Here is a 22,558-nt window from a genome sequence, read left to right on the forward strand (position 1 = left end):
ATTCATGCCTAAAATTTATTATTACCCTTAATGAGTACATAACTTCGGTAAAAAAGATGTGGTTTTTCACGCTTCTGTCGCCCCCTACTCCCCCTCGCCCAGGATCTCTCCCTCCACTGGCAATTAAGAGGTAGCCCGTTTGAGGTATGGGTATACTCCAGTGTATCGCCGAGAATAACGCCACTGCCTGCAGCAGAATCGTCATTCAATAAGGTTTTCTGTTCGACGAAAACCCGAAGGAACAAGTCACCATGTTTAAACGTTGTCTCTCCCCGCTTACGCTGGTCAACCAGGTGGCGCTGATTGTTTTATTGTCCACAGCCATCGGCGTGGCGGGTATGGCTGTCTCCGGCTGGCTGGTTCAGGGCGTTCAGGGTAGCGCCCATGCAATCAACAAAGCGGGATCGCTGCGCATGCAGAGTTATCGCCTGCTGGCAGCCGTACCGCTGGACGCTAGCGATCAACCGCTGCTGGATGAAATGGAGCAAACGGCGTTTAGCCCGGAGTTGACGCGTGCCGCAAAGCGAGACGGACAACAGGCGCAGTTAAAAGCATTACAGGATTACTGGCACACTGAACTTGCGCCGGGACTTGCGCATGCGCAAACGCCTGATGCGGTAGCGCAGGATGTGACGCGCTTTGTGGGCGGACTGGATAAATTGGTCACCGCCTTTGACCATACCACCGAATTACGCATTGAACGCGTCGTCCTGCTGCATCGCCTGATGGCCGTATTTATGGCATTGCTGCTGGTTTTCACCATTATCTGGCTGCGCGTGCGCCTGTTAGAGCCGTGGAAACAGCTGCTGTCGATGGCGCGAGCCGTCAGCCAGCGTGATTTTACCCAACGCGCGCATATCAGCGGTCGTAATGAGATGGCGGCTCTGGGCTCGGCGCTAAATAATATGTCGGAAGAACTGGCCGAAAGTTACGCTGTGCTGGAACAGCGAGTACAGGAGAAAACGGCGGGGCTGGAGCACAAAAATCAGATTCTTTCTTTTCTGTGGCAAGCTAACCGCCGCCTGCACTCTCAGGTGCCGTTGTGCGAACGCCTCTCTCCGGTACTGAATGGTCTGCAAAATTTGACCTTGCTGCATGATATTGAGCTCCGGGTTTATGACCTGGAAGATGAAGACAATCATCAGGAATTTACCTGTCAGTCAAATGCCAGCTGTGATGAGAAAGGTTGCCATCTGTGTCCTCGCGGAACGCTGCCCGCGATTGACGGCGGGATTACATTGAAATGGCGGCTGACCGATGCGCATACCCAGTATGGTATTCTACTCGCCACCTTGCCGAACGGACGCCATCTCAGCCACGATCAGCAGCAGCTGGTTGATACTCTGGTTGAGCAACTGACCGCAACGCTTGCGCTCGACAGGCATCAGGAGCGTCAACAGCAGTTGATTGTGATGGAAGAGCGTGCCACCATTGCGCGCGAACTTCATGATTCTATTGCACAATCGCTCTCTTGTATGAAGATGCAGGTTAGCTGTTTACAGATGCAGGGCGATGCGCTTTCAGATAACTGTCGCGAGTTGCTCAGCCAGATTCGTAACGAGCTAAATGCTTCATGGGCACAACTGCGAGAACTGTTAACCACCTTCCGTTTACAGCTCACGGAACCTGGATTACGACCGGCGCTGGAAGCCAGCTGTCAGGAGTACAGCGCCCGTTTTGGATTTACGGTTAAGCTGGATTATCAGCTACCGCCACGCCTGGTCCCTTCGCATCAGGCGATTCACCTGCTACAAATTGCGCGCGAAGCCCTGAGCAACGCACTGAAACACTCTCAGGCCAATGAAGTGGTCGTGACGGTAGTGCAAAATGGCAAGCAGGTCAAACTGACAGTGCAAGATAACGGCTGCGGCGTACCGGAAAACGCCGAACGCAGTAACCACTACGGCATGATAATAATGCGCGACCGCGCGCAGAGCTTGCGCGGCGATTGCCGCGTACGCCGTCGCGAGACGGGCGGTACTGAAGTTGCTGTCACTTTTATTCCCGAAACAAACTTCACAGAAGTCCAAGGAGATACCCATGAGTAATCTGGAACCGGCAACTATCCTGTTGATCGACGATCATCCGATGCTGAGAACCGGTGTAAAACAGCTTGTCAGCATGGCGCCCGATATTACCGTTGTCGGCGAAGCCAGCAATGGTGAGCAGGGTATCGAGCTGGCTGAATCCCTTGATCCCGATCTGATCCTGCTTGATCTCAACATGCCCGGCATGAACGGTCTGGAAACCCTCGATAAGCTGCGTGAAAAATCACTGTCGGGCCGTATCGTTGTGTTTAGCGTATCCAATCATGAAGAAGATGTGGTTACCGCACTGAAGCGTGGTGCCGACGGTTACCTGCTGAAAGATATGGAGCCGGAAGATTTACTGAAAGCATTGCAGCAGGCTGCCGCTGGTGAAATGGTGCTGAGCGAAGCCTTAACCCCGGTTCTGGCCGCCAGCCTGCGCGCCAATCGCGCAACATCCGACCGTGATGTTACTCAACTGACGCCGCGCGAACGCGATATTCTTAAACTCATCGCCCAGGGTCTGCCTAATAAGATGATCGCCCGCCGCCTCGACATCACCGAAAGCACAGTAAAAGTTCACGTGAAGCATATGCTGAAGAAAATGAAGCTCAAATCACGCGTTGAAGCCGCGGTATGGGTGCACCAGGAACGCATTTTCTGATAACGCGCTCATGCGTCATTGTTAACGAGGATCATTTTCCGAAACGGTAATAAACGGTTCGGTCAGTGATAGCGTGATCTCATTGGAAGAGACACGCTGGCCCTGCTCATCTTCTACCACCACAGACAACCGCCAGCGGTTTGTCGCACCTTCTCTGTTGTCCCACTTCGGCATAATAATCGTCCAACCCTGAGCGCTTCGGCTATTGCTGCCCGCCGTTAAGCTCAACGCCTGAGTATCACCCTGCCATGCCAGACGACGGATCCCATGCAAACTACGCACCTGCACCTTCAACGCCACCGTCTCACCAGGCTTGAGATCCCAGGGTGGCGTGGCCAAAAATACCGACAGTGTTTTACGCTGGCGATACTCCAGCGTCGGCAGATTGTTACGTTGTGGATCGTCATAACGACTGCCGCGCAGCGATCGGCTGTTTGCCACCTCGCTTACCATCAGCTGTTTTTTTAGCGGCACACCAAAACGATAATTTAGCGTTAATCCGAGGTTATTCTGACTGACGCCATTTTCACCCTGCTTATGCTGTGCTGTCACGGTGATCAGCGGCACCGGCGTATAGCTCAATCCCAGATTCACCGCCACAGGATTGTGGTACCCGGTTCCGGAATGAAACAGATCCACCTGGTCACCAAAATACTGCTCCACGCTGACGCTGGTATTGAGATGTTGATAGAACGGCATGCGCATTTGCGCGGTCAGGTCGTATCCCCGGGCCATCCGTTGTTCTTGAGTTGCAAAACGATCCTGCCAGGAGGACAACGGTTGATAGTAATTAGCAGATAAACGGAGGTATTCACCCCACGCCTCTGCCCCCACGCCTCCCCGAGGCAGATTCTCATCCAGCAGGTTGTCATAAAAGGTGTTGTAACCCAGTAACCAACCGTCACGAACCCAGCGCTGCCCAATCCCCGCATTACTGACCAGGCCTCCGTCCTGTTGCGTCAGCCCCAACTGGCTCCATGTGAGATAACGTTGATTGTCCTGCCACGGGATAAACCAACTTCCCCGACTCCCGGTAAAGCTGCCTTCGTTATCCACCTGCAACCCGACGCTGGCGTTTCCCCAGGGAGAGAGCCAGGATTCCAGTTGCTGATTCACCTGTTCGCTGACCCTGTCGCGCACCTGGCCAAACGCAAACTGCTTCGCCTGTTCACCTGTATCAAGCCCGTTATCGGTCATGCTGGCTTCACCAAACGCTTTGACCATTTCGGCAAAGTGCTTTTCGCCTGCCCGCGACTCCGGCGCCATACCAAGATCGGGCAAGCCATCACTATTGTTATCGAAAGGGTTTTCCGCCTGGTGAATAAATGACGATTGCGCGCTGGCAGTACCGCCTGCCAACGGCAAAAGTGCAAATACAGCGAGAGATAAATAAATATTACGGCTCAAATCGTTAGTGGTTTCTTATATCTATTAGCCACAGCGGCATACTTATCTTAAACCATAACGTCTTCAGTATTGATTTTCAGCCCTTCCTTCCTTTTTCGGCATTATCCTGGCATCTAGAAATAGGTGTAACATACGTGTCAGTTTTTAACGCTCACATGCAGCAAAAGGAGTAAAAATGCAAAAGATAGTGATCGTCGCGAACGGTGCAGCCTATGGAAGCGAATCGTTATTTAACAGCCTACGTCTGGCTATCGCCTTGCGCGAGCAGGAAGGGGATCTCGATCTGCGTTTGTTTTTAATGTCGGACGCGGTAACCGCGGGATTGCGTGGTCAAAAACCCGCGGAAGGATACAATATTCAGCAAATGCTGGAGATTCTGACGGCGCAAAATGTGCCGGTCAAACTGTGCAAAACCTGCACCGATGGCCGTGGAATCACCACGCTGCCGTTAATTGACGGAGTAGCCGTCGGCACGCTGGTTGAACTGGCTCAATGGACGCTGGCTGCAGATAAAGTGCTGACCTTCTGATACACCGCTTTCAGGCAAGCACACTGAAAGTGTCGATAATTTCCGGATTTAATCGTAGATGGGCGCGGTTTCGTTGAACGTTAGCACGCCCTTTCAATCCTTTTGAGGGATTTTGTCACTTTTGTTTAATCGTTATGCCATTTTTTGATCAAAATCAGCATCCCGTTGCTCCCCCTTTGGTGTTATGCAATGAGTGAAATGTGAACAACATCACGCAGCACTTTCGACAGAAAGTACGTTGTTTTCAAGAACGGGGTGAAAAATGGCATTAGTGAAGGCAAGTTTAAAGTTATTTGGTGGCGATACGGTGGTTGTGCGCTGTTCCGAGCGCTGTCACATCCATCTGATGAGCGAGAAAAATCACGTCAAAGACACGCAGTCCGACATCTTAAGCGTGCAGGAACGTGATAACGCATGGTTGACCGTGCCCTACACCGGCATCTGGAATGTGCTGATCGACAGCCACAGCCAGTCGCTAGAGCATTCAATAAGTTATATTGCAGCCTAAGCGTTAATTGCCCGAAAAGCGCCTGGCTTTCGGGCATTCAGTTCCCGGCTGGATTCAGGCAAACCCTGGCCGCATAACGCCTTCCGGCAGATTCTCTCCCAACAATCGTTTGACCGTGATCACCAGATCGTTAAGACAGTCATCCTGCATCCCCAACTTGACCAGCTCTTGTTCCAGCGAGAACAAATACTGGGCGTTGGTGCCTAAAGGTCCGCTCGCCGCAGCGATAAGCGGCGCAATCACCTGCGCGCGCGTGTCTGACTCAAACAGCGGGTGGCGAGGATCCATAATAAAGACCAGCGCGTTCACCGTCCGACCATCATCCAGCGCCAACTGGCACCAGGTGGGCAGATAGCATCCGGTGATCATTTCACGCTTCCACAGTAAAGAAAGCTCTTGTTCGAGCGATGCGTTAGGTAAGCGGTAGGCTACACCGGTAGTGCGTCCGCCCTCTTTCAAGGCCAACATGCGTCCTGGCTGACCCGCCGTTCCTCGCCCCGCCGTCAGGCGCAGGCAAAAAGCACGGTGCCAGCCAACTAACGTCCCGGTACAGGACTCATCAAACTCTAAGGCCGGATTCCACATCAACGATCCATAACCGAAGATCCACACCGGTCCATCATCGGGTCGGCAAGCAAGCGTGGCCGCCAGTGAGGCTGCCCGTTGTTCCGCTGACCAGAGTAGTGATTCTTCAATAGCACCAAATGCCGTCTTACAGTCGGCATTCAATAAAAAATCACGCGTTAACACCTTACACCTCCGCCACTGCTGCTTCCCTGCGACAACTTTTTTGACGCCTTCCGGGCTTTTTTACTGCTCATTTTGAAACCAATAGCTGGACAATAGGCAATTCGCCGCTAGCTTGCAAGGCAACAAAGCGTCAACGGCACTTTATATCCTCTCGCGTTGCTAAGCTCTGCACTATCATTTGTATCAGTAGTATCAGCAATTTTTGTTGACGTTAAAATCTAATGCTTTGTTATTTAAATACTCTATAAACAAGATATGCAATTTTATCCGCTTGGATGCAAAAATTGGTCCATGCCGTAAAATTACGTAAAACTAGATCGGAAATACCGAAAGATCTGTTATTTTTTACATTCTTTAATACTTTTATAATTATAAATACCTGCAGAGATGGAGAATTAGTTCAATGACACAAGTACATGAGGCGGTAAAAACCCGCCACAAGGAGACCTCTCTCGTCTTCCCGATTTTGGCGCTGGTAGTCCTGTTCTTCTGGGGGAGCAGTCAGTCACTACCAGTGGTCATCGGTATTAATGCGCTGGCCCTTATTGGTATATTAAGCAGCGCATTCAGCGTTGTCCGTCATGCGGATGTATTAGCACATCGACTTGGCGAACCCTACGGGTCACTGATCCTCAGCCTGTCCGTCGTTATTCTCGAAGTCAGCTTAATCTCCGCATTAATGGCGACCGGTGATGCTGCACCTACGCTCATGCGCGACACGTTGTACTCAATCATTATGATCGTCACCGGCGGTCTGGTCGGTTTTTCGTTACTATTGGGTGGCCGTAAATTTGCTACTCAGTATATGAATCTGTTTGGTATTAAACAGTATTTAATTGCCCTGTTCCCACTGGCCATTATTGTACTGGTGTTCCCAATGGCTTTACCGGGAGCGAATTTCACTACCGCCCAGGCGCTGCTGGTAGCATTAATTTCTGCAGCGATGTACGGCGTATTTTTACTGATTCAAACCAAAACGCACCAAAGCCTGTTCATTTACGAGCATGAAGATGAAGGCGACGATGACGACCCGCATCACGGCAAGCCATCAGCACACAGCAATATGTGGCACGCCGCCTGGCTTATCATTCATCTGATTGCCGTTATTGCCGTAACCAAGATGAACGCCAGCCCACTGGAGACCTTGCTGACTGAACTGAATGCCCCAGTGGCCTTTACCGGTTTCCTGGTTGCGTTACTCATCCTCTCTCCTGAAGGGCTGGGCGCGCTGAAAGCGGTTCTGAGCAATCAGGTACAGCGGGCGATGAATTTGTTCTTCGGTTCAGTATTAGCCACTATTTCACTGACCGTACCAGTGGTGACGCTGATCGCATGGGCAACCGGGAATGATTTGGTGTTTGCGCTGGGCGCGCCAGAGATGATTGTGATGGTTTCTTCACTGGTACTGTGCCATATCTCTTTCTCCACCGGACGCACCAATGTGCTTAACGGTGCGGCACATCTGGCGCTGTTTATCGCCTATCTGATGACGATATTTGCCTGATGAAAAAAGCCGGACACCGACATAACTTGTCGGGTCCGGCTTCTTATTTCCTTTCGTATACCTGATAAGCGCAAGCTCTATCAGGCACACAAAATGAATTAGTTCTCGGTATCCAGCTCGTCGAAGCTTTTCACCAGGTCATCAATCGCTTTAATCTGCGTCAGGAACTGTTCCAGTTTCGCCAGCGGCAGCGCGGATGGGCCATCGCATTTCGCATTGGCTGGATCCGGATGCGCTTCAATAAACAGACCCGCCAGACCTACCGCCATACCGGCGCGAGCCAGTTCGGTAACCTGCGCACGACGACCGCCGCTTGCTGCGCCAAACGGATCACGGCATTGCAGCGCATGGGTAACGTCAAAAATCACTGGTGAGTTGCCGGAGACTTTCTTCATCACGCTGAAGCCCAGCATGTCCACAACCAGGTTGTCATAACCAAAGTTCGCGCCACGGTCGCACAGAATAACTTTATCGTTACCACCTTCATGGAATTTATCCACGATATTGCCCATCTGGCCAGGGCTTACGAACTGCGGTTTCTTCACGTTGATAACGGCACCGGTTTTCGCCATCGCTTCCACCAGATCGGTCTGACGCGCGAGGAATGCCGGCAGCTGAATCACATCCACCACGTCAGCAACAGGCTGCGCCTGGCTGGCTTCGTGAACGTCGGTGATCACTTTTACGCCAAAAGTCTGCTTCAGTTCCTGGAAGATTTTCATCCCTTCTTCAAGGCCCGGTCCACGGTAAGAGTGGATGGAAGAACGGTTGGCTTTATCAAAGGAGGCTTTGAACACGTAAGGGATACCCAGCTTTTGAGTAACGGTTACGTAGTGCTCACAAATGCGCATCGCCAGATCGCGGGATTCCAGCACGTTCATTCCGCCAAACAGCACGAACGGCAGGTCATTTGCCACGTTGATGTCGCCAATGCTAACCACTTTTTGTTTCATAGGATCGCCTTAAACGGTAGGTAAAGTGTCATTAATCAATGCAATACAATTTGCTTGTGCGAAATAGTATTAATCTGCGCACGAATCATTTCGCTGATCGGGTCTTCCGGACACTGCTCAACGAAATAACTTAAATCGGTCAACGCAACATGTTCACACTCGAGCTGCGCGTAGATTAATCCACGATCGCGTATTTCATACGGATCTTCAGGATTAAACTGTAATAGTGCTTCGCTGGCACGCAGCGCCAGCTCCATTTGCCGCTCTTCCATCAGCGATGATTTCAGCGTGTCGAGCAGCTTGCGGATTACTTCTGCATTATCCGCCTCATCCAGGTCTTCGTTAAACAGCTCCGCGACCGGGCTGATATTCCCCTTCAACCACACTTCCAGCGTGTGCTCATTTAACGTTTCGCCATTGAACGGATTGATTAGCCACATTTCGCCATCGAGCGATTCAATACGCAGGATGAGTTGTGTCGGGAAAATCACCGGCACCAGCGGTAGCTCCAGTCGGTTGGCAATCCACAACAAGATAGCGCCCAGAGATACAGCGCTGCCCTGACGATTTTTCAGTACCTGGTCAAGCCATAATGCATCAGAAAGACGATAGACGCCGTGGGTATCCGTAAACCCCCATTCGCCGTAAAAAAGTGCCAGCAGTTTTTCCAGTTGCTCATCCTGAGACAGGAGCTGGCTAATTTCTTCTTGCGCCAGACTAACCAGACGTTCCAGTTCGTCATACACAGTTTGTGTTGGAAAATCCAGACGGATAGACTCCGACGCCAGGATCATCCCATCACACAATGGCGCTTTATTAAATTCGAAATCAGCTAACGACCTCATGCTTACCCCAGTAACGGTATTTTTGTGGTGGCGAGTTTAATGATGATGTACAGCACCACCAGCGCCAGCGGAAATGCGACTAATCGCGCCTGCTGACTGCGCGCCCGACGATAATCGAGCGCAATAAAACCCAAAACGATGTAAATGATAACCCCAAACAGCTTTTCAGTCAGCCATGTCCCGTGCTCAGTGAATGGCAGGATGTGCGCTTTAACCATTAACGTTATGCCGCTGAGTAATAAAACGGTATCGACAACCGGCGGCACGATGCGCGTCCAGCGCGCGCAGGCAAGGCGCGAGTCGGTGTAACGCCACCAAAAACGCAGCGTTAACAGACCAACAGAAAGCGCAATGCTGATGAGATGGACGTTGAGTAACACGCTGAAGGTACTCATGATGGGATGCGTCCAAGCGTAATTCGCTCGTTGCCGCCATAGTCGCGGCAGGTTTCAACCGCCTGGTAACCGGCATGAGTATAGGCGTCGCGGACTGCCTGTCCCTGCTGCCAGCCGTGCTCCAGCAACAGATATCCGCCGGGCGTTAGCATTTGTCGAGACTGGTCAATGATATGTACGATATCCGCCATACCCTGCTCGCCCGCCACCAGTGCCGATAGCGGCTCAAAACGTACATCGCCAAGCGCCAGGTGCGGGTCCTGTTCGTCGATATACGGCGGATTGCTGACAATCATGTCAAACTGCTGCCCCTGCAAAGCGCTGAACCAGTCGCTTTGCAGCACGCAAACATTGTCGATGGCCAGATGCTGTTTGTTGCGAGTTGCCAGCGCCACGGCATCGGGCATGCGGTCAACCGCGGTCACCGCGCAATCCGGACGCTCAGTTGCCAGCGCCAGCGCGATGGCGCCCGTGCCGGTTCCCAAATCGAGAATACGACACGCAGAGGCAGGCAGACGAGCCAGCGCCTGCTCAACAAGACACTCAGTATCCGGGCGTGGAATAAGCGTAGCCGGAGAGACAAACAGCGGCAGCGACCAGAACTCGCGCACGCCGGTCAGATGTGCCACCGGCTCACCCCGCTGACGGCGTTCCAGTAATGTATCGAGCCGTTGACGCTGCGCCTCGGTTAACACCGTTTCGCCGAACGCCAGAATAAAGGTGCGCCCCTTACCGGTGACAAACTCGAGTAAAATCTCGGCGTCACGTCGCGGGCTTTCGCTTTCCTGTAATTGGCTTATCGCTTCACGCAGCCAGTGCTGATAATCCATTAATCCTGCTCGGACAACGCCGCCAGTTGGTCGGCCTGGTATTCCTGGACAATCGGCTCAATCAGCATATCCAGTTTGCCTTCCATCGCTTCATCCAGACGGTAGAGTGTCAGGTTAATGCGGTGATCGGTCACACGACCCTGCGGGAAGTTATAGGTGCGGTTACGATCGCTGCGATCGCCGCTGCCCAACAGGTTACGACGTTCAGAGGCTTCCGCCTGTTGACGTCTTGCCACTTCGGCGGCACGAATTCGCGCCCCCAGCACCGACATCGCTTTGGCTTTGTTTTTATGCTGTGAACGTTCGTCCTGGCATTCCACCACGATACCGGTCGGTAAGTGGGTAATACGGATTGCGGAGTCGGTGGTGTTAACGTGCTGACCGCCCGCGCCTGATGAACGGAAGGTATCAATACGCAGATCGGCCGGGTTGATGTCCGGCAGTTCGGCATCCGGCAGTTCCGGCATGACAGCGACCGTACAGGCAGAAGTATGAATACGCCCCTGCGATTCCGTCGCAGGTACGCGCTGCACGCGATGGCCGCCGGACTCAAATTTCAGTCGCCCGTAAACGCCTTCTCCGCTAATCTTGGCAATAACTTCTTTAAACCCGCCATGTTCGCCTTCGCTGGCGCTCATGATCTCTACCCGCCAGCGACGCGATTCAGCGTAACGGCTGTACATGCGGAACAGATCGCCGGCAAACAGCGCCGCTTCATCACCACCGGTTCCCGCACGCACTTCGAGGAAGGCGTTACGTTCGTCATCGGGGTCTTTAGGTAACAGCAGGACCTGCAGATGCTGTTCCAGCTGCTCGCATTTCTCTTTTGCTTCGCGCAGTTCATCCTGCGCCATTTCACGCATTTCAGGATCGTCGAGCATCATCTGAGCCGTCTCGATATCTTCCTGAACCTGTTGCCAGTCCGTAAAACAGCGAGAGACATCGCTTAATTGCGCATATTCGCGCGACAGCGCACGAAAGCGATCCTGATCTGCGATAGTACCCGCATCACCGAGCAGCGCCTGAACTTCTTCATGGCGTTCATGCAGGGCTTCCAGTTTAGCAACGATAGAAGGCTTCATAGGCGTAAATGCACCCTGTAAAAAATAAGATTGGTGTGCTGCTACTCCAGCCCGAGGCTGTCGCGCAGAATATTCAGGCGTTCACTATCCCCGTCACGGGCGGCCTGTTGAAGTGATTTGGTTGGTGCATGGATCAGGCGGTTGGTCAGTTTCCAGGCCAAATCCTGCATAATGGCTTGCGCATCACCGCCCTGCTGAAGAGCGGCCAACGCTTTAGCGGTCAGTTCATCACGGATCTGTTCTGACTGACTGCGATACTCGCGGATAGTGTCGCTTGCGCCCTGGGCGCGTAGCCAGGCCATAAACTCGCTGGCTTCCTGCTCCACAATCGTTTCGGCTTCCACCGCCGCCGCTTTACGCTGGGCCAGGTTATGCGAAATGATGCTTTGCAGGTCATCAACGCTGTACAGATAGGCGTTAGACAATTTACCCACTTCCGGCTCGACATCGCGCGGTACGGCGATATCCACCAGTAGCATAGGCTGATTGCGACGGTTTTTAAGCGCGCGTTCCACCATTCCTTTACCGATAATCGGCAGCGGACTGGCAGTAGAACTGATAATGATATCGGCATCCTGCAAACGCGCGTCGATATCACTCAGTGAAATCACCTCGGCGCCGACTTCATCCGCCAGCACCTGCGCACGCTCGCGCGTACGGTTGGCGATGATCATCTTCTTCACTTTATGCTCGCGCAAGTGTCGCGCTACCAGTTCGATGGTTTCGCCCGCACCGACTAACAGCACGGTTACCGTTGAGAGCGATTCAAATATCTGCCGCGCCAGAGTACAGGCGGCAAACGCCACCGACACGGCGCTGGCACCGATGTCAGTTTCTGTACGTACACGTTTAGCAACAGAGAATGATTTCTGGAACATGCGCTCCAGCGCACTGGCGTTCTGGTGGCCTTTTTGCGAATCCGCAAATGCTTTTTTCACCTGCCCCAAAATTTGCGGTTCACCGAGCACCAGTGAATCCAGACCACTGGCAACGCGCATCAAATGACTGACGGCGTCGTTGTCCTGGTGCCAGTACAGGCTATTACGTAGGTCTTCTTCATTGAGGTTATGGTATTCGCACAGCCAGCGAATCAGCGCTTCTCGCAGGTTATCCTGCTCTTCCACGCTGAGGTAAATCTCTGTGCGGTTACACGTCGACAGCACTACCCCGCCCTGCACCATTGGCAGCGCTTGCAGGCTGTCCAGCGCCTGATCGAGCGTATCCGGCGAAAACGTTACGCGTTCTCGCAGCGATACAGGTGCCGTTTTATGGTTAATACCAAGCGCTAAAAGGGTCATGTGTGCGGGAATAGTACCAGCGTTGATAAGGTTAGACTGGGTGCATCATACAGGATGCGTGCGGTCAATAAAAGAGACTGACCCCTTTTGGAGTAATAGCTTAGTGCACAAATTTAAGCGATTTAAGATAACTTGAACGTAGACGATGTCTGATGGCGGCGCTAGCATTAAGAGTTATAACTGCAACGTATCTCAAGGATTTGTCATCATTATGACCCTGCCTGATTTTCGCCTGATTCGCCTGCTGCCCCTTGCGGCCCTGGTTCTTAGTGCCTGTACCCTCAACGCGCCGAAAGGTCCCGGCAAAAGCCCCGATTCCCCGCAGTGGCGCCAGCACCAGCAGGAAGTTCGCGCCCTGAATCAATATCAGACGCGCGGTGCGTTTGCCTATATTTCCGAGCAACAGAAAGTGTATGCCCGCTTTTTCTGGCAGCAAACCGGTCAGGATCGCTATCGTCTCCTGCTGACCAACCCACTGGGCAGCACTGAACTGGAACTCAATGCGCAGCCGGGCAACGTCGAACTGGTCGATAACAAAGGCAAGCACTACACTGCCGACGACGCTGAAGAGATGATCGGCAAACTGACCGGCATGCCTATTCCGTTGAACAGCCTGCGCCAGTGGATCCTTGGCCTGCCGGGAGATGCCACCGATTACAAGCTCGACGACCAATATCGTCTGAGTGAAGTGAACTACAGCAAAGACGGTAAAAACTGGAAAGTGGTCTATAGCGGCTACGACAGCAAAACCCAGCCAGCGATGCCGGCAAACATGGAGCTGTCGGACGGCTCCCAGCGTATTAAGCTGAAAATGGACAACTGGATTGTGAAATGATGACTCATTGGCCCTCTCCGGCAAAACTGAATCTGTTTTTATACATCACCGGGCAACGTGCGGACGGTTACCACTCGCTGCAAACGCTATTTCAGTTTCTTGATTATGGCGACACGATAGATATTGCGCTGCGTGGCGACGGCGAAATTCGCCTGTTAACCCCGGTGGAAGGCGTTGCGCACGAAGACAACCTGATCGTCCGTGCGGCACGTTTGCTGATGAAGGTAGCATCTGAAAGCAATCGCCTTCCCAAAGGGAGCGGTGCGGACATCAGTATCGACAAACGCCTGCCGATGGGTGGCGGCCTCGGCGGTGGTTCATCAAATGCGGCAACCGTTCTGGTGGCGCTTAACCATCTCTGGCAGTGTGGACTTTCGATTGATGAACTGGCGGCACTCGGTTTAACCCTAGGGGCGGATGTTCCCGTGTTCGTGCGCGGTCATGCGGCTTTTGCCGAAGGTGTGGGAGAAATTCTGACGCCGGTCGAGCCTGAAGAAAAGTGGTATCTGGTTGCTCACCCGGGAGTCAGCATTCCGACACCGGTGATTTTTAACGATCCCGACCTCCCGCGCAACACGCCAAAAAGGTCAATAAAAACGTTACTAAAATGTGAATTCGGCAATGATTGCGAGGTTATCGCAAGAAAACGTTTTCGCGAGGTTGATGCGGCGCTTTCCTGGCTGTTAGAATACGCGCCGTCGCGCCTGACTGGTACAGGGGCTTGTGTCTTTGCTGAATTTGACACTGAGTCTCGTGCTCGCCAGGTGCTTGAGCAAGCCCCGGAATGGCTCAAAGGCTTTGTGGCGAAAGGCGTCAACCTCTCCCCATTGCACAGAGCGTTACTCTAAATCCTTCTGGTTTCAGGAAGATGGCGAAATGACGAATCGCCAGGAGCATACAAAAGTATGTGACTGGTGTGAGGAATTGATGCCAACGAACATGAAACACGAAGGATAACGAGTAAGCCGGGCAAGCTGAGTTGCGGTGACAACGTCACCCTGTTCCAGACGTTGCATCGCGCTCTTTAATACACCGCATGGAGAGGATACTGCCTGGCCCGCACAGTTTTCGGCAGATTCTTTCCACCAATGGACGCATGCCTGAGGTTCTTCTCGTGCCTGATATGAAGCTTTTTGCTGGTAACGCCACCCCGGAACTAGCACAACGTATTGCCAACCGCCTGTACACTTCACTCGGCGACGCCGCTGTAGGTCGCTTTAGCGACGGCGAAGTCAGCGTACAAATTAATGAAAATGTACGCGGTGGTGATATTTTCATCATCCAGTCCACTTGTGCCCCTACTAACGACAACCTGATGGAATTGGTCGTTATGGTTGATGCGCTGCGCCGTGCTTCCGCAGGCCGTATCACCGCCGTTATTCCTTACTTCGGCTATGCACGTCAGGATCGTCGCGTACGTTCCGCTCGTGTACCGATTACCGCTAAAGTCGTCGCTGATTTCCTGTCCAGCGTTGGCGTTGACCGCGTCCTCACCGTTGACCTGCATGCTGAACAGATCCAGGGCTTCTTCGATGTACCGGTTGATAACGTATTCGGTAGCCCGATCCTGTTAGAAGACATGCTGCAGCTGAACCTGGACAACCCGATTGTGGTTTCTCCGGATATCGGTGGCGTCGTGCGTGCCCGCGCTATCGCTAAACTGCTGAACGATACCGATATGGCTATCATCGACAAACGTCGCCCGCGTGCGAACGTTTCTCAGGTGATGCACATTATTGGTGACGTTGCAGGTCGTGACTGCGTGCTGGTTGATGACATGATCGATACCGGCGGTACGCTGTGCAAAGCAGCAGAAGCACTGAAAGAACGTGGTGCAAAACGCGTATTTGCTTACGCTACTCACCCGATCTTCTCAGGTAATGCGGCAAACAACCTGCGCAACTCAGTGATTGATGAAGTCGTTGTCTGTGACACCATTCCACTGACTGACGAAATCAAAGCACTGCCAAACGTGCGTACATTGACCCTGTCGGGTATGCTGGCCGAAGCGATTCGTCGTATCAGCAACGAAGAATCCATCTCTGCTATGTTCGAGCATTAATCGAGCCCGGCTCAAAAACCCGCTGCGGCGGGTTTTTTTATCTGTAATATTTATTTGTATGACTTTTGCCTCCTTCACCTGCCATTCAGTTGACAGATGATGCGCCCATGGATGAAACATTATTGTGAACAGATTATTTTCCTCACATGTGATGCCTTTCCGCGCCCTCATCGACGCTTGTTGGAAAGAAAAATATACTGCTTCCCGCTTCACCCGCGACCTGATCGCCGGGATAACGGTTGGGATCATTGCCATTCCACTGGCGATGGCGCTGGCAATAGGCAGTGGCGTTGCTCCGCAGTACGGTCTGTATACCTCAGCCGTTGCTGGGATTGTTATCGCCCTTACCGGGGGGTCGCGCTTTAGCGTATCTGGCCCAACCGCTGCCTTCGTGGTGATTCTGTATCCGGTGTCGCAACAGTTTGGGCTGGCAGGCCTGCTGGTTGCCACGCTCATGTCCGGGATATTCCTGATCCTTTTCGGCCTCGCCCGCTTTGGTCGTTTGATCGAATATATTCCGGTGTCGGTTACGCTAGGTTTTACCTCAGGTATCGGTATCACCATCGGTACTATGCAGATTAAAGATTTTCTCGGCCTGCAAATGACCCACGTGCCAGAGCACTATTTGCAGAAGGTTGGCGCGCTATTTATGGCCTTGCCGACCATCAACGTGGGTGATGCCGCGATTGGCGTGGTGACACTGGGGATCCTGATTTTCTGGCCGCGTCTGGGTATCCGATTACCGGGCCACCTTCCCGCACTCCTGGCAGGCTGTGCGGTAATGGGTATCGTGAACCTCACCGGCGGCCATGTCGCCACCATCGGATCTCAGTTCCACTATATTCTGGCTGACGGCTCGCAGGGCAATGGTATCCCACAGTTGCTGCCGCAACTGGTATTACCGTGGAATATGCCAGAGTCAAACTTTACGCTGAGCTGGAGCTCGTTACAGGCGCTGTTACCGGCAGCCTTCTCGATGGCAATGCTCGGGGCGATCGAATCTCTGCTGTGCGCCGTCGTACTCGATGGGATGACCGGCACCAAACACAAAGCTAACAGTGAGCTGATTGGTCAGGGACTGGGCAACATCGTCGCACCGTTCTTTGGCGGTATCACCGCCACGGCGGCAATTGCCCGTTCTGCGGCAAACGTCCGCGCGGGTGCAACCTCGCCAATCTCAGCGGTTATCCATGCGATTCTGGTGATCCTTGCCCTGCTGGTGCTTGCACCGCTGCTTTCCTGGTTACCGCTTTCCGCCATGGCCGCCCTGCTGCTAATGGTGGCATGGAACATGAGTGAAGCGCATAAAGTGGTGGATTTGCTGCGTCATGCGCCGAAAGACGACATCATCGTCATGCTGATGTGTATGTCGCTGACGGTGCTGTTCGATATGGTTATCGCCATCAGCGTCGGTATCGTTCTTGCATCTCTACTGTTTATGCGTCGTATTGCGCGCATGACGCGTCTGGCGCCGGTCAACGTAGACGTACCGGACGATGTGCTGGTGTTGCGCGTCATTGGCCCGCTATTCTTTGCCGCGGCGGAAGGATTATTTACCGATCTCGAGTCGCGTATTGAAGGTAAACGCATCGTAGTCTTGAAGTGGGACGCGGTCCCGGTACTGGATGCCGGCGGTCTGGACGCTTTCCAGCGCTTTGTGAAAAAGCTGCCTGAAGGCTGCGAACTGCGGGTATCTAACCTGGAATTTCAGCCGCTGCGCACTATGGCGCGCGCCGGTATTCAGCCGATTCCCGGTCGTCTGGCATTCTTCCCGAATAAAGACGCCGCTTTAGCGGATATTAAATAGCAAAAAGGCTCCCGTGAATGGGAGCCTTTTTATTGCCGGATGCGCTTCTCTTATCCGGCCTACAAAACCCAAACGTTGCGCCGACCCCGTAGGCCCGATAAACGCAGTGCCACCGGGCAATTACGCGCTTAAAATGCTCAATGCCGTTGCCTTCACGCTGGCCAGCAGGACTTTCACATCTTCCAGGCACACCGTCGGGTTCAGCAGCGTCAGCTTCAGGCAGGTGATGCCATCCGCTTCGGTCACGCCGACGTTGGCGCTACCTGAAGCCAGCAGCACGTCGCCAATACGCTGGTTCAGCAGCGCAACGAACGCTATATCGTCGCTTTCAGGACGGAAGCGGAACAGCACGCTTGCCAGCTGTGGTTCCATCACCAGTTCAAGATGCGACTGGGTTTTGACAAACTCAGCAACATCACGCGCCAGCGTTACGCCATTATCAATGATTTCGGCATACTGCTTTTTGCCCAGCGCTTCGAGGCCCATCCACAACTTCAGTGCATCGAAACGACGCGTGGTCTGCAGCGACTTCGATACCAGGTTTGGTACGCCAGCCTCTTCATCGAAATCAGAGTTCAGGTACGCCGCCTGGTAACGCATCAGCTCGTAGTGGCGCGCATCTTTTAACAGGAACGCACCGCAGCTGATGGTCTGGAAGAACTGCTTGTGGAAATCCAGCGTCACGGAATCTGCCAGCTCAAGGCCGTTGAGGAAGTGACGATACTGTTCAGAAAGCAGTAACGCCCCGCCCCATGCCGCATCCACGTGCATCCAGATCTGATGTTCTGTCGCCAGCGCCGCAATATCCGCTAACGGATCGATGGCGCCCGCATCTGTCGTGCCAGCCGTCGCGACAATGGCCATCACCTGCTCACCGTTGGCTTTCGCCTGGGCCAGCTTGTCTTTCAGGTCAGCCAGATCCATGCGTGAAAACGCATCGGTCTTCACCTGGGTGACGGAGCGGTAGCCCAGCCCCATTAACGCCATGTTCTTCTGCACGGAGAAGTGCGCGCTTTCAGAGCAGAACACTTTAATTTTGCTCAGATCACCGGTCAGACCATCTTGCTGAATGGAATGTCCCAAGCGAGCAAAGAAGGCGTCGCGCGCCAGCATCAGGCCCATCAGGTTGCTCTGGGTGCCGCCGCTGGTGAACACGCCGGCATCGCCTGCCGCATAACCCACCTGCTCACGAAGCCATTCGATCAGTTTGATCTCAATGATCGTGGCCGACGGGCTTTGGTCCCAGGAGTCCATACTCTGGTTAGTGGCGTTGATCAGCACTTCCGCCGCCTGGCTAATCACCAGGCTTGGGCAGTGCAGGTGCGCCACGCACTGAGGATGGTGAACCAACAGGCTGTCTTTGAGAAAGTATTCAACCGCACGCTCAATAGCGGCCTGGTTGCCCAGGCCCTGAGACGTAAAATTCAGGTTGATACGTTCACGCAGTTGTTCAACGGTTTTGCCCTGATACATCTCAGGCTGCTTCAACCATTCAACGACCGCTTGCGTACTCTGCTCGATAGCGTCCTGATAGGCGGCGATGCTTTGCGCCGAGCCGGACAGAGTCGGGTTTACGTCTGACATTCGATCCAACTCCGTTTAAACCGGCTTCACGCCAGCGCCCAGCAGGGCGTTTTCGAATTTATCGAGGAAAATTTCCAGCTCAGCGTTGGTGATCAGCAGAGACGGCAGCAGACGCAGCACGCAGCCGTTGCGGCCACCACGCTCCAGAATCAGCCCGTTTTCGAAGCATTTCTTCTGCAGCAACGCAGACAGCTCGCCATCAGCCGGGTAGCAACCCATATGATCCTGCGCTTCGTTCGGATTCACGATTTCCAGGCCGATCATCAGGCCCAGACCACGCACCTGGCCGATAACCGGGTAGCGTTTCTGCAGGTCAGTCAGTTTGCCTTTCAGCCACTCGCCCTGGGCGGCAACTTTATCGGCAATCTTGTCGTCTTTGAGGATCTTCAGCGTTGTCAGACCGGTCGCCATCGCCAGTTGGTTGCCGCGGAAGGTGCCAGTGTGGTGGCCCGGAGCCCACGCATCGAATTGCTTTTTAATGCCCAGTACCGCCAGTGGCAGACCGCCACCAACCGCTTTGGACATCACAATGATGTCTGGCTCAATGCCAGCGTGTTCGAAGGCGAACAGCTTACCGGTACGTGCGAAACCAGCCTGAACTTCATCGATGATCAGCAGAATGCCGTGTTCCTGAGTCACTTTACGAATGCGTTGCAGCCATTCGACCGGAGCCGGATTCACGCCACCTTCGCCCTGCACCGCTTCGAGGATTACGGCAGCCGGTTTACGCACGCCGCTTTCAACGTCGTTGATCAGGTTTTCGAAGTAGTAAGTTAATGCTTTGACGCCAGCGTCGCCGCCGATACCCAGCGGGCAACGGTACTGATGCGGATACGGCATAAACTGCACTTCCGCCATCATATTGCTGACCGCTTCTTTCGGTGACAGGTTGCCGGTCACGGACAGCGCGCCGTGGGTCATCCCGTGGTAGCCGCCGGAGAAACTAATGATGCTGGAACGGCCGGTCACTTTCTTCGCCAGCTTCAGCGCCGCTTCAACAGCATCTGCACCGGACGGACCGGTGAACTGCAGGCAATATTCTTTGCCCTGGCCCGGTAATAAGGACAGTAAATATGATGAGAATTCATCTTTTAATGGGGTAGTAAGATCAAGCGTATGTAACGGTAAGCCGCTTGTGATGACACTTTGAATGCTCTGCAGCACTTCAGGATGGTTATGACCAAGCGCCAGGGTTCCGGCACCTGCCAGGCAATCAAGATATTGATTATTTTCTACATCAGTAATCCAGACGCCCTGCGCTTTAGCGATTGCTAATGGCAGTTTACGTGGATAGCTGCGGACATTAGATTCAAACTCAGCCTGTCTTGCTAAAAAGGTATCATTGCTCTGTGGTAATGAATTAGCACTTAAAGTATCAATACGGACTTTATCCGTCATCATATCACTCCTACAACCAGGTGTAGATTAACGCCTGATTGAATAAATGGTTATAAGGATTACCTGTAAAAAAGCGCGGCTAATATATGTTGTTTTAGCTTAGGACTCAATCATTTATTTCCTTGCATCAGAAATAACAACTTTCCCCTTAAAAATCAAAGCACAAAGACCATCCGCCATTACTAAATCCTAAAGAAATATAGCTATTTAATTAACAATGTTGTCGCTAATTGCAACGCAGACAATGTAATAAAAACCATGAGATTTTCATGTTTTTATTATTTTTTTACACGTTTTTACCATTAATAATGTAGGCACTTTCTTGTTACGACATGATTTTTCACTTATTTGCCTATAAACCGAATAAAAAAGTCGATCCCTTAATATAAATCACTTAGTATGGCGCGCTTATTTGCAGGCTTTGTAAATAAAATTAATGCGCAGCACCCGGTAACGCGTACAGGCGACACTCGTTATCGACAACAGGTATACCCTGGGTTGTCAGCAGAAATGTTCGCGGGCGGACATTTCGTAAGGTGAACTTTGTTCCCTTATGCCGAGAATGAAAATTTTCTAGCCATACTTTTATGGCGCCCTGATATGAGATTGTTATGACTCGCATTTATCCACCATCCGTCGTTGCCAAATTTGGCGGCACCAGCGTCGCTGATTTTGATGCGATGAACCGAAGCGCCAGCATTGTCCTTGCTGATCAAGATGTTCGTTTAGTCGTTTTGTCTGCTTCAGCAGGCGTGACAAACTTACTGGTCGAGCTTTCTGAAGGTCTGGAAACGCATCAACAATTAGATAAGCTTGAGACTTTACGCGCCATCCAATACAACATTATTTCCCGCCTGAAGCAGCCTTCCGTTATCAGCACGGAAATCGATAATCTTCTCAACAATATACATCGTCTTGCACAAACGGCGATGGTTTCACCGTCTGATGCGTTAAGCGATGAATTAGTCAGCCATGGCGAGCTGATGTCCTCACTACTGTTTACTGAAGTCTTACGTGAACGGCAGGCCGAGGCCGAGTGGTTTGACGCCCGCTGCGTGATGCGTACTAACGCGAACTTCGGCTGCGCCGAACCCGAGCTTGGCACACTGCACCACCAGGTGGAGACTCACCTGCGCCCTCGTCTTGAGCAAGCGATTATGGTGACTCAGGGATTTATCGGGCGTGATGCCGCAGGACACACCACAACGCTTGGACGCGGCGGTAGTGATTACACGGCTACGCTTCTCGGTGAGGCGCTTCACGCCACACGCGTTGACATCTGGACCGACGTCGCAGGGATCTACACCACCGACCCACGCATTGCGCCGCGGGCCAAACGAATCGACCATATCTCATTTTCCGAGGCCAGCGATATGGCCGCCTACGGTGCGAAGGTCCTCCACCCGGCTACGCTACTCCCGGCAATGCGTAAAAGCATTCCGGTCTTTGTTGGCTCAAGTAAGGATACTGCCGCCGGAGGTACGTTGGTGCACAACACCACCGATAATCCACCTCGCTATCGTGCGCTCGCCGTGCGTCGTAAACAGACGCTGTTGCGGTTACACAGTCTGGAGAAGCAACCTTCCTGCTCTTTCCTGGCGCAGTCCTTCGCCATTTTGGCTCGCCACGCTGTCACGGTGGATTTGGTTACAACCTCAGAGAATAGTATTGCGCTGGCGCTGGACGCCACTCATGCAACCTCAGGTGAAGACCATGTGCTGACCACCGCATTGTTTACCGCATTATCCTCCCACTGTCGTGTGGAAGTGGAAACCGGGCTGGCGTTGGTCACTTTGGTGGGGAATCAACTCACACAGGCTGCGGGAGTTTGCAAAGACGTTTTTGCCTGGCTTGAAGAGCATACGGTACGAATGATTTGCCATGGAGCATCGAACGACAACCTGTGCATCCTGTTACCGGCTGACGATGCAGACAGCGCGATTAGAGCATTACATTACCGGTTATTCGAATAATTCTTCTCTTATTCTGTCGCATCCAGTTTAAGCAATGATCATAAACAAGCAGAGCCCTGGTTTTATAACCGGGGCTCTTCATTCTGACCACCGCCCTCTCAACAGAG

Annotated in this window: 20 protein-coding genes; 10 read left to right on the plus strand and 10 right to left on the minus strand. The window is 52.8% G+C overall.

What is annotated here, in order from left to right; all coding sequences use genetic code 11:
* Window positions 1–251 precede the first annotated feature (251 nt).
* Together narX and narL are read left to right on the plus strand one after the other, a co-directional pair.
* Window positions 252–2,048 (plus strand): nitrate/nitrite two-component system sensor histidine kinase NarX, encoded by a 1,797-nt coding sequence (narX, locus tag SK34_RS01295; RefSeq protein WP_003020754.1) that lies wholly within the window; start codon window positions 252–254, stop codon window positions 2,046–2,048.
* Complete coding sequence (narL, locus tag SK34_RS01300) at window positions 2,041–2,691, plus strand: two-component system response regulator NarL (protein WP_003020756.1); 651 nt, start codon at window positions 2,041–2,043, stop codon at window positions 2,689–2,691. The genes narX and narL overlap by 8 nt, the downstream gene beginning before the upstream one ends.
* Window positions 2,692–2,712: 21 nt before the next feature.
* On the opposite strand, the gene SK34_RS01305 is transcribed toward narL, so the two are convergent.
* Window positions 2,713–4,098, minus strand: coding sequence for a YchO/YchP family invasin (locus tag SK34_RS01305; RefSeq protein WP_044700186.1), 1,386 nt, complete (start codon window positions 4,096–4,098; stop codon window positions 2,713–2,715).
* 175 nt (window positions 4,099–4,273) lie between these two features.
* On the opposite strand from SK34_RS01305, the gene SK34_RS01310 reads away from it, so the two are divergent.
* Together SK34_RS01310 and SK34_RS01315 are read left to right on the plus strand one after the other, a co-directional pair.
* Complete coding sequence (locus SK34_RS01310; protein ID WP_003020761.1) at window positions 4,274–4,627, plus strand: DsrE/DsrF/TusD sulfur relay family protein; 354 nt, start codon at window positions 4,274–4,276, stop codon at window positions 4,625–4,627.
* A gap of 262 nt (window positions 4,628–4,889) precedes the next feature.
* Window positions 4,890–5,135 carry a DUF1883 domain-containing protein gene (locus SK34_RS01315; protein ID WP_048232142.1) on the plus strand — a complete coding sequence of 82 codons (246 nt, stop codon included), beginning with the start codon at window positions 4,890–4,892 and terminating at the stop codon, window positions 5,133–5,135.
* A gap of 54 nt (window positions 5,136–5,189) precedes the next feature.
* Here SK34_RS01315 and SK34_RS01320 read toward each other — a convergent pair whose 3' ends face one another.
* Complete coding sequence (locus SK34_RS01320) at window positions 5,190–5,885, minus strand: gamma-glutamylcyclotransferase (RefSeq protein ID WP_003020766.1); 696 nt, start codon at window positions 5,883–5,885, stop codon at window positions 5,190–5,192.
* A gap of 403 nt (window positions 5,886–6,288) precedes the next feature.
* Between SK34_RS01320 and chaA the strand changes: the two genes are divergently transcribed.
* Window positions 6,289–7,389, plus strand: coding sequence for a sodium-potassium/proton antiporter ChaA (gene chaA / locus SK34_RS01325; RefSeq protein WP_003020769.1), 1,101 nt, complete (start codon window positions 6,289–6,291; stop codon window positions 7,387–7,389).
* Between the two features lie 98 nt (window positions 7,390–7,487).
* Here the strand turns inward: chaA and kdsA are convergent, their stop codons facing one another.
* Genes kdsA through hemA form a run of 6 tightly spaced genes read right to left on the minus strand, consistent with a single transcriptional unit; the run spans window position 7,488 to window position 12,792 of the window.
* Window positions 7,488–8,342 (minus strand): 3-deoxy-8-phosphooctulonate synthase, encoded by an 855-nt coding sequence (gene kdsA, locus SK34_RS01330; RefSeq protein WP_003020772.1) that lies wholly within the window; start codon window positions 8,340–8,342, stop codon window positions 7,488–7,490.
* A 35-nt stretch (window positions 8,343–8,377) separates the two neighbouring features.
* Complete coding sequence (gene sirB1 / locus SK34_RS01335; protein WP_003020775.1) at window positions 8,378–9,187, minus strand: invasion regulator SirB1; 810 nt, start codon at window positions 9,185–9,187, stop codon at window positions 8,378–8,380.
* 2 nt (window positions 9,188–9,189) lie between these two features.
* The gene (gene sirB2, locus SK34_RS01340) at window positions 9,190–9,582 is read right to left on the minus strand and encodes an invasion regulator SirB2 (RefSeq protein ID WP_048232144.1); all 393 of its coding nucleotides are present in this window, start codon (window positions 9,580–9,582) and stop codon (window positions 9,190–9,192) included.
* A complete protein-coding gene (gene prmC / locus SK34_RS01345) occupies window positions 9,579–10,412 on the minus strand; it encodes a peptide chain release factor N(5)-glutamine methyltransferase (RefSeq protein WP_048232145.1) in 834 nt (277 codons plus the stop codon). Before prmC ends, sirB2 begins: the two co-directional genes overlap by 4 nt.
* Window positions 10,412–11,494 (minus strand): peptide chain release factor 1, encoded by a 1,083-nt coding sequence (gene prfA, locus SK34_RS01350; protein WP_003020786.1) that lies wholly within the window; start codon window positions 11,492–11,494, stop codon window positions 10,412–10,414. Before prfA ends, prmC begins: the two co-directional genes overlap by 1 nt.
* A gap of 41 nt (window positions 11,495–11,535) precedes the next feature.
* Window positions 11,536–12,792, minus strand: a complete 1,257-nt coding sequence (gene hemA / locus SK34_RS01355; protein ID WP_003020789.1) for a glutamyl-tRNA reductase — start codon at window positions 12,790–12,792, stop codon at window positions 11,536–11,538.
* 211 nt (window positions 12,793–13,003) lie between these two features.
* On the opposite strand from hemA, the gene lolB reads away from it, so the two are divergent.
* The 4 genes from lolB to dauA all read left to right on the plus strand — a co-directional run bounded on the left by lolB (window position 13,004) and on the right by dauA (window position 17,496).
* On the plus strand, window positions 13,004–13,627 hold the full coding sequence (gene lolB, locus SK34_RS01360) for a lipoprotein insertase outer membrane protein LolB (protein WP_048232147.1): 624 nt from the start codon (window positions 13,004–13,006) through the stop codon (window positions 13,625–13,627).
* The gene (gene ispE / locus SK34_RS01365) at window positions 13,624–14,475 is read left to right on the plus strand and encodes a 4-(cytidine 5'-diphospho)-2-C-methyl-D-erythritol kinase (RefSeq protein ID WP_032935447.1); all 852 of its coding nucleotides are present in this window, start codon (window positions 13,624–13,626) and stop codon (window positions 14,473–14,475) included. Before lolB ends, ispE begins: the two co-directional genes overlap by 4 nt.
* Window positions 14,476–14,741: 266 nt before the next feature.
* Window positions 14,742–15,689, plus strand: coding sequence for a ribose-phosphate diphosphokinase (gene prs, locus SK34_RS01370; RefSeq protein ID WP_001518537.1), 948 nt, complete (start codon window positions 14,742–14,744; stop codon window positions 15,687–15,689).
* 124 nt (window positions 15,690–15,813) lie between these two features.
* Complete coding sequence (gene dauA, locus SK34_RS01375; RefSeq protein ID WP_003020797.1) at window positions 15,814–17,496, plus strand: C4-dicarboxylic acid transporter DauA; 1,683 nt, start codon at window positions 15,814–15,816, stop codon at window positions 17,494–17,496.
* Window positions 17,497–17,616: 120 nt separating this feature from the next.
* Here the strand turns inward: dauA and SK34_RS01380 are convergent, their stop codons facing one another.
* Entirely contained in the window at window positions 17,617–19,080 is a 1,464-nt protein-coding gene (locus SK34_RS01380) for a pyridoxal phosphate-dependent decarboxylase family protein (RefSeq protein ID WP_048232149.1), read from the minus strand.
* Between the two features lie 15 nt (window positions 19,081–19,095).
* Entirely contained in the window at window positions 19,096–20,481 is a 1,386-nt protein-coding gene (locus tag SK34_RS01385) for a diaminobutyrate--2-oxoglutarate transaminase (RefSeq protein ID WP_003020802.1), read from the minus strand.
* A gap of 608 nt (window positions 20,482–21,089) precedes the next feature.
* Between SK34_RS01385 and lysC the strand changes: the two genes are divergently transcribed.
* On the plus strand, window positions 21,090–22,451 hold the full coding sequence (gene lysC / locus SK34_RS01390) for a lysine-sensitive aspartokinase 3 (protein ID WP_003020806.1): 1,362 nt from the start codon (window positions 21,090–21,092) through the stop codon (window positions 22,449–22,451).
* Window positions 22,452–22,558 lie beyond the last annotated feature (107 nt).

It is taken from the genome of Citrobacter sp. MGH104 (assembly GCF_001034485.1).
Taxonomy (GTDB): Bacteria; Pseudomonadota; Gammaproteobacteria; order Enterobacterales; family Enterobacteriaceae; genus Citrobacter; species Citrobacter freundii.

Bases quoted from the DNA above. Each gene is read 5' to 3' on its own strand.
- chaA (WP_003020769.1), top strand. From the start codon at position 6,289: ATGACACAAGTACATGAGGCGGTAAAAACCCGCCACAAGGAGACCTCT.
- prmC (WP_048232145.1), bottom strand. From the start codon at position 10,412: ATGGATTATCAGCACTGGCTGCGTGAAGCGATAAGCCAATTACAGGAA.
- prfA (WP_003020786.1), bottom strand. From the start codon at position 11,494: ATGAAGCCTTCTATCGTTGCTAAACTGGAAGCCCTGCATGAACGCCAT.
- lolB (WP_048232147.1), top strand. From the start codon at position 13,004: ATGACCCTGCCTGATTTTCGCCTGATTCGCCTGCTGCCCCTTGCGGCC.
- SK34_RS01315 (WP_048232142.1), top strand. From the start codon at position 4,890: ATGGCATTAGTGAAGGCAAGTTTAAAGTTATTTGGTGGCGATACGGTG.
- lysC (WP_003020806.1), top strand. From the start codon at position 21,090: ATGACTCGCATTTATCCACCATCCGTCGTTGCCAAATTTGGCGGCACC.
- sirB1 (WP_003020775.1), bottom strand. From the start codon at position 9,187: ATGAGGTCGTTAGCTGATTTCGAATTTAATAAAGCGCCATTGTGTGAT.
- sirB2 (WP_048232144.1), bottom strand. From the start codon at position 9,582: ATGAGTACCTTCAGCGTGTTACTCAACGTCCATCTCATCAGCATTGCG.
- SK34_RS01380 (WP_048232149.1), bottom strand. From the start codon at position 19,080: ATGTCAGACGTAAACCCGACTCTGTCCGGCTCGGCGCAAAGCATCGCC.
- SK34_RS01385 (WP_003020802.1), bottom strand. From the start codon at position 20,481: ATGATGACGGATAAAGTCCGTATTGATACTTTAAGTGCTAATTCATTA.
- kdsA (WP_003020772.1), bottom strand. From the start codon at position 8,342: ATGAAACAAAAAGTGGTTAGCATTGGCGACATCAACGTGGCAAATGAC.
- SK34_RS01310 (WP_003020761.1), top strand. From the start codon at position 4,274: ATGCAAAAGATAGTGATCGTCGCGAACGGTGCAGCCTATGGAAGCGAA.
- hemA (WP_003020789.1), bottom strand. From the start codon at position 12,792: ATGACCCTTTTAGCGCTTGGTATTAACCATAAAACGGCACCTGTATCG.
- narX (WP_003020754.1), top strand. From the start codon at position 252: ATGTTTAAACGTTGTCTCTCCCCGCTTACGCTGGTCAACCAGGTGGCG.
- ispE (WP_032935447.1), top strand. From the start codon at position 13,624: ATGATGACTCATTGGCCCTCTCCGGCAAAACTGAATCTGTTTTTATAC.
- narL (WP_003020756.1), top strand. From the start codon at position 2,041: ATGAGTAATCTGGAACCGGCAACTATCCTGTTGATCGACGATCATCCG.